At 58.1% G+C, this 7183-nt stretch carries 4 protein-coding genes; all 4 read right to left on the bottom strand.

Annotated elements, in window-relative coordinates:
* Positions 1-108 precede the first annotated feature (108 nt).
* The 4 genes from VLM75_08190 to VLM75_08175 all read right to left on the bottom strand — a co-directional run bounded on the left by VLM75_08190 (position 109) and on the right by VLM75_08175 (position 7180).
* Entirely contained in the window at positions 109-762 is a 654-nt protein-coding gene (locus VLM75_08190) for a response regulator transcription factor (GenBank protein HSV96897.1), read from the bottom strand.
* Between the two features lie 69 nt (positions 763-831).
* Positions 832-1536, bottom strand: coding sequence for a hypothetical protein (locus VLM75_08185; GenBank protein ID HSV96896.1), 705 nt, complete (start codon positions 1534-1536; stop codon positions 832-834).
* A gap of 1198 nt (positions 1537-2734) precedes the next feature.
* A complete protein-coding gene (locus VLM75_08180; GenBank protein ID HSV96895.1) occupies positions 2735-3664 on the bottom strand; it encodes a CsgG/HfaB family protein in 930 nt (309 codons plus the stop codon).
* A gap of 231 nt (positions 3665-3895) precedes the next feature.
* Complete coding sequence (locus tag VLM75_08175) at positions 3896-7180, bottom strand: efflux RND transporter permease subunit (GenBank protein HSV96894.1); 3285 nt, start codon at positions 7178-7180, stop codon at positions 3896-3898.
* Positions 7181-7183: the final 3 nt, after the last annotated feature.

Here is a 7183-nt window from a genome sequence, read left to right as displayed (position 1 = left end):
ACGGGTTCGGCCTCATCGGGGAGATCGCGCGGGTGTCGGGCGCCGTGTTCGACGTGTTCTCGTCGCCGGGAAAGGGCACTCTCGCCATGATATCGCTCAGGCCGCGGCTCAGTCCCCGTCGATAAAGTCCATCAGGTCGGGAAGGTTCAGCTTCTCGTACGCGCGGGAGAGCTGTGTCGCGACCGTGCCGCGGTGTACGCCCATGGCGGCCGCGATTTCGTCCACCGACATCCCCGAGCGCTTCATCTCGAGTATCCGCGCCTGCGCGGGAGAAAGCGTTTCGTAGCGCCTGCGCACCTCGCGAAGCTCGCGCATCAGCCCCACGCTCTTTTCGCTGAGGAGCGACGAATCGATCGAGAAGATGCTTTTGCGGTGGTCCGGCAGCGTGGAGAGTATGATCTTCTTCAATAGCGCCTCGGACCGCGAGTTCTTTTCGATGTAATCGGCCCCGATGCTCCGGGCCTCGTTGAAGCTCTCGATCTCGGGATAGGCGGTCATGATGATGATGCGCGCCTCGGGGCGCTTTTTGCGCAGGCGCTTCGCGCACTCCACGCCCGACATGTCCTTCAGCACCACGTCGATGAGGCACACGTCCGGCCTGAAGGGCGAACCGATGTCGCGGATGAAATCGCGCCCGCAGTCGTACTCGCGGTAGAGCACTATCTCGCTTTCCCCGCCGAGGAGCTCGCGCAGCGACGCGCGGTAGCCGGCGTCGTCGTCGACGATCGCGAGCTTGACCGGGGGATGGTGTGCGGTGTTCAATCAATACACCTCGAAAGCTTGATCTGTGACATCCAAGCGCGATTTTGTCGATACAAATATCACCGGCGCTCATTCATCGGCATCGTTTCCGTTGACGCGGGACCGGTCTCCTCCGGCGGTATCATCCTTCACTTTCTTCAAATCCTTCGCCAGTTCCAGCGCGATCTTTTCCGCAGCGAAGGGCATTTCCGCTATCAATAGCTTCGCCTGATCGGCCGAATACTCCTGAAGCGATTTCTTGACCCCGAAATCCCGCGATCTGTACCAGAAATCCCTGCTCCATATCTTTTTTCCCGTTTTGTCATACAGTGTGGCCCTGGTCGTGATGGTCAATCCTCCATACAGGGTTACCCAGAACTGCGACACCTCGACAACGAGTACCGATTCGTCCCTGTTCTCGTATTTCTTCCCGACGGGCCGCTTCTCGAGCACCGTCGGCGGCCATGCCGGCATCTGTGCCGAGGCCGCCTCGACCAGTTTTTTAAGAACGAGCTCGCCGAGGTCCGGAACGATCCGCTTGTCCTCCACACTCCCCGTCGAGGCCCTTTCTATCGCATACCCGGCCGGCACCGTCAGCAAACCTCCAAGCCCGACCAGGCTCGCGCCAATAACACTTCCGATAGTTTTAAATTCTATATCCGCCGTCTTTTTCCACACCGCATGCACCTTTTCCACTTTCCGGTATTCGGTTTTACGAAGCGTTACGTTACCGCTGCATGAAAGCACAAGCAGACACGCCAGCACCGATACTCCTGTAATTCGATATGTTTTCACCGCGCTACCTCCAAGCACTGGATGGTAGTATCCACGAGCCCCGGTAATTGTTTTTCGGCGATCGACGCAGGCTCCGGTATTTACGGCTCGACAAATGGGAGGGTCGCATACGGCAGAGAATTTGTCTGTCAAACAGTTTGACGAGGGGAGGGAAATCTAAGATTATAATGATTATTTTCTCCTCACCGGCAGTCGAAGGTGGGGTTACGTTTTATCGAAGGCGGGGTCACGGGACCCCGCCTGCGGATGGCAATCGTCGTTCCACGACCACATCATTCGCGACCGCGATGATTGTATGCGACACGTCGCATACATCGAACGGCAATGGATTAAACACGGCTTGGGCCTAAACACATGGTGTTGTATCGCCGATGAATGCGATGGTTTTTCAAATGATTGATTTTAACATTTACTATGCGGGCGATGGTCACGCGATCTCGCCCGCTTACACTATGGTGAATCTCCCGGCCCGACGAGGATTTTCACATGACGTCCTGTCCCCATTACAGGGCCTGACAGGGCGACCCCCAGACGACCTGGTTTACACATTCACCGTCACATGTCTGAACATCACAGGGTGGTGGCCGCGATCCAACACCGCCCGGATTGACACAGACATGGACCATTTCTATTTCAAATGTAAACGTGCCGTCATTCGTGGGAATGGAAACGAGTGTACTTCTGTTAACATGGGCGCAATCGGAGTTGAACCTGATTTCGAACGATGTCGTATTCCCGGCCGCAATGATGCCGCTGGGCTGCAGGAGAACCGTATAGGTCGAAGAACCGGCCAAGGACACCCTCGGCGTCCCGCTGAGTATAAGGGGACCGGAGCCGTTGTTGGTAACATTGAAAACGAGAGTGATCAACGACGGTTGGCATCTGTTCCCATACTGACAGGACCAAATATCATCCCGGTTGATAACCTCCCCCGTTGACAACGAAAGGGCCATCCGGCTTTCCAGGTACCCACCGCTGGAGCTATCGTTAGGATTGTCACGTGCCGTATTTACCAATCCGCAGTCAAAGCGGCACAGGCTTACAACGACGCCGAGCAGAATCACTATCCGGAATACTCGTTTCTTCATGAGCTTCCTCCTGGTTATTTCCTTTCCCCGAACATCTTTATCATTGCGCGTATATAAAGTCGCCCATCACCGCAGCGGCATACGCCTTCCATCACCATTCCGCATGCTCCCTAAAACCTCGCCACCGCGCTCCCGTACACAATTCGTTCCGGGCCGCTGGCGTTCGAGTACACCACGTCCAGGCGAAACGGGCCTTCTTCACCACGCGCTGCCGACTTCTCCCCGAACTCGGGCTTGGAGAAGAAGAGAATGTCCACCCAGTGCGCCGCGTACATCAACGCCGTGATTCCCCCGGCCACCATGAACAGGTTGGCCGCCTTCACCTTGGCGTCGTACTTGGAATCGAACTCGCTCTGCGGCGCCCCCCGAGGCACGGAACTGTAGTCGTCGGCAGCCCCGGAATACCTCATGTAGCTGAACACCGCGAAACCGGCCGACAGGGCGAAGCTCCCCAGAAACACATAGCCCTTCGTGTCCCGGTCCGCGTAAAACTGCCCCCAGCCCGGCACGATGGCCCGGGTGTAATAGCCGGAGCGGGTCTTTCGCTCCACGAAGTACTCTTCGTTTCCTTCCACTATATTTTGCGCGAGTTTTCGCGTTATGCCGGCGCCGGCTTTATCCAGCACGTCCTCGTTCTCCGCTTTCTCGTTCGCCGCAAACTCCGACACGCCCTTCTCCACGTCCACTATGCGCACCGTGATCATGAAAGCCTTTCCCACCCGGTTGACCTCGCCCACCAGGATCTTCCGCGCCGAGAGGAGCTTTCCCACCTGCACCGCGCATGCCTGGTCGGTGCAGCCGGTCATCTGGAAGCCCTGCTCTTTCAGTATCTCGTTCATCTGGGCGCGCTCCACCACGGTGAAGAGGCCCGTCTTCACCATCTCCGAGCGGATGATGTCGCTCACCGCCCCGGTAACGATCTTCGATACCCCCCTGGGCTGGAGCTCCAGTACCGCCACCTGCATCTTCTCGGCCGCGGAGAGGGGGCAGGCGGACAGACAGACAATAACGGCGAGACCCAGGAGCAGACTTTTGTTCATGGCCACCTTCCAGAATGCGTTGTTTACAAGCCACAACCGATCATCGTCTATCCTCGATCAATAGCATTAATCACCTTTTTCTGTCTGTCATATAATATGACGAACATGATTTTTCATGGATCATTTTCCAGCGAGCGAGGTCACGTGACCTCGCTCGCTGGCGCGCAAAAAAACGGGGCCTCCCGGCCCCGTTTTCTCAGTGTGTTATGCGAGTCTTGTTTCGTCGCCGCGTCACTTCCTCTTCTTCAGGCGGTCCTTCACTTTTTCCTTCAACTTTTCTTTTATCCGCGCGACGGGAGGAAGCTCGACCGCGGGAGCGAACTGCACGCCGTTATCGAACGCGTCCTTCACCGATCCCGCGACCGCCTCCTCCGGCCGAAACCGGCCTTCTATCGCCTCGCGGAAGCGGTCCACGTACTCGAAGACCGCCGGCACAACGATGAGCGTGATGAGCGTCGAGATGATGAGACCTCCGATGATGACCACGCCCATGCTCTGCCGGTACTGCGCCGCCTCGCCGACTCCGAGCGCGAGCGGCAGCGTCCCCGCGAGCATCGCGAAGGTGGTCATGAGGATGGGGCGCAGCCGCACCATGCCGGCGCGCCGTATCGCCTCCTTGCGCTCGAGCCCCGAACGCACCCCCACCAGGGCGAAGTCCACCAGCAGAATCGAGTTCTTGGTGACCAGCCCCAGCAGCATGATGATGCCGATCATGCTGAACATGTCCATGTTGAGCCCGGTAACGAAGAGCGAGAGGAACGCGCCGGAGAGCGCCGGCGGCAGCGCCATGAAGATGGTTACCGGCGTGATGAACGACTCGTAAAGACTCGCCAGCACCAGGTAGATGAAGAGGAGCGAAAGCATGAAGGCGAACATGATGTTCGACACCATGTCCTCGAAGGCGTCCGCCTGGCCCACGAACGAGTACCCCACACCTTCGGGCATTGGCAGGTCCTTTTCGAGGAGCTTCCGCGTCTCCTCGATCGCGGTGCCCACCGCGCCTCCCGGGGCGATGTTCGCCATAACCTGGACCACGCGCGCACGGTCCTGCCGGAGTATCTTCGCCGGGCCAACCGCGTCCTTTCCCATCGCGATCGCGGAAAGGGGTATCATTTCCATCTGTACGTTGGGAACGCGCGTTTCGTGGAAGGTCTGCCTGAGGTCGCGCTGCTCGGGCTTAAGGCGCATACGTACGTCGTATTCCAGCCCCCTCTCGCGGAATTTGCCCACAACACCGCCCTCCACATGGTAGCGCAGTTCCATCCCCGCCATCCTGTGGTTCACGCCCAGAGCCTGCATCCGCTGATTATCGAGCACCACCTGGAATTCAGGCTTTCCTTTCTTATAGCTGGAGGAAACCTCGGCGAGGTCCTTGAATTTCCTCAGCCGCTCGACGACCGCGACCGAATAATTCTGTAAAACACCCAGGTCCTCACCCGTAATGTTGAGGATGAACGGCTTTTCGGTCCCCCCGCCAGTCGCGTTGTATTCGTCCACCGAGGGTTGCACGAAGGCGAACTCTTCAAGCAGCTTTCGTATATCCTTCTTGACCTCGACGCTGTGGCGCTTTCTGCCCTCGGACCGGGTGACGAAAAACACCCCCACCACGCCCAGATTGTACTCGCCCTGATCGTTACCGGCCTTGATCGTCATGTAGTCTATTTCGGGGACGCCCTTCATCTTCTCCGCGATCTTTTGCGCCACCTCCATCGTTCCATGGACGCTCGCGCCCGAGGGCATCTCGAAGTTGATCATCACCTCGTTTTCGTCGGCATCCGGGCTGAACGTCTTGCCTATAACGCCGAAAGCCCCTATGCTCAGGAAAAAGACAAGCGAGGTCGCCGCGATGACCATGATCGGCCGGTTGACGCTGAATGCCAGGACCTTCGCGTACAGCCCGTCGATGCGATCCTGAAGGCGGTCGAACCAGACGACAAGGCGATTCTTCGCCTTGGCGCCGGTCCCCGCAAAATACGCGGACAACAGCGGCGCCACCGTGAGCGCGTCGAAGAGGCTGATGCACATGGCGAACACCACCGCAAGCCCGAACTGGTGAAAGAAGCGGCCCACAATGCCCTGCAGAAATCCGATCGGCAGAAACACCGCGATGATGGTGAGCGTCGTGGCGAGCACCGCGAGCATCACCTCGGTCGTGCCCACGGCGGCCGCCTTGAAGGCGGGCATGCCCGATTCGAGTTTTCGGAAGATGTTCTCGCGTACCACGATCGCGTCGTCCACGAGCAGGCCCACCGAAAGCGAAAGGGCCATGAGCGTCATGATGTTAATGGTAAACCCCATGAAATACATGATGACAAAGGCCCCGAGGATGGAGTTCGGTATGGCGATTCCCGTGATAATTGTCGAGCGGACGTTCCCCAGGAAAAAATACACAACGATGACCGCGAGAATGATACCGATGATCATGGTCTCCTGAACGTCCGCGATATTGCTGCGTATCCACTTCGCCGTATCGTACACGAACACGAGGCGCGGATTTCCGGCGTGCGCCCTGATGACCTCGTTGACCCGGTCGATCCGCTTCACGACCCTGTCGGCAACCGCCACCGAGTTTGCCCCCGACTGCTTGTAGACGTCGAGGATGATGCAGGGGCGCGTCTCCTTCTCGGCCTTCTTCCCGTCTTTTTTGCCGAAAAACGACTTTTTCTTTTTGTCCTTCACCGGATAGTAGAGATAGGTGAGCGTTGCGATGTCCTCGGTGCCGTCGCGCACCGTGCCGATCCTGTCTACGGTCACCGCGTTCGCCACATCGCCTGCGAAGTTCACCACCGACTTCCTGATCTGCTCGATGGCGTTGAACTCACCGACCGTTTTGAAGATGGTGGACTGCCCGCCGCGGTCAAACTTGCCGATCGGAACATTCGCCCCCGAATTTCGTATGTTCTCCGCGACGGTGGACGCCGGGATCTCGTAGGCGTTCAGTTTGGCCCGGTCCAGCTCTATCTGGATCTCGCGCCGGGTGCCGCCCGAGATCACAACCTCCCCAACGCCGTCGGCCTGCTCGATGAGCGGTTTGATTTTCTCCTTTACAAGGTCGTACATCTCAGCCGGGGGAAGCTCGGCCATCACCGCGAGTGTGAGCACGGGCATGTTCGTGAAATCGAACTGCCGCACCAGCGGCTCGTCCTCGAGGTCATCGGGCAGGTTGTTGCGCGCCAGGGCCACCTTCTCGCGCATTTTCTGCTCGGCGTATTTGACGTCGGTCTCGTAGGTGAACTCGGCGACGACGATCGATATGCCCTCGAGGTTCCTCGATGAGAGCCGTTTGATGCCCGAAATGGTGCTCACCTGCTCCTCCAGGGGTTTCGAGATGAGCTTCTCTATCTCCTCCGGCGTGGCGCCGGGATAGATGGTGGTGACGGTCACCACCGGGAAATCGATGGGCGGGAACAGGTCGACTCCCATCCTGTTCAACCCGATCATGCCGGTAACCATCATTAATATGACCAGGCAGCTTATAAAGATGGGGCGTTTGATCGAAAACTGTGCGATATTCATCCG

The organism is Spirochaetota bacterium (genome assembly GCA_035477215.1).
In the GTDB taxonomy this organism is placed as follows: Bacteria; Spirochaetota; UBA4802; order UBA4802; family UBA5368; genus MVZN01.
The sequence above is the reverse complement of the archived record's forward strand: the minus strand, read 5'-3'. Positions and strand labels throughout refer to the sequence as shown.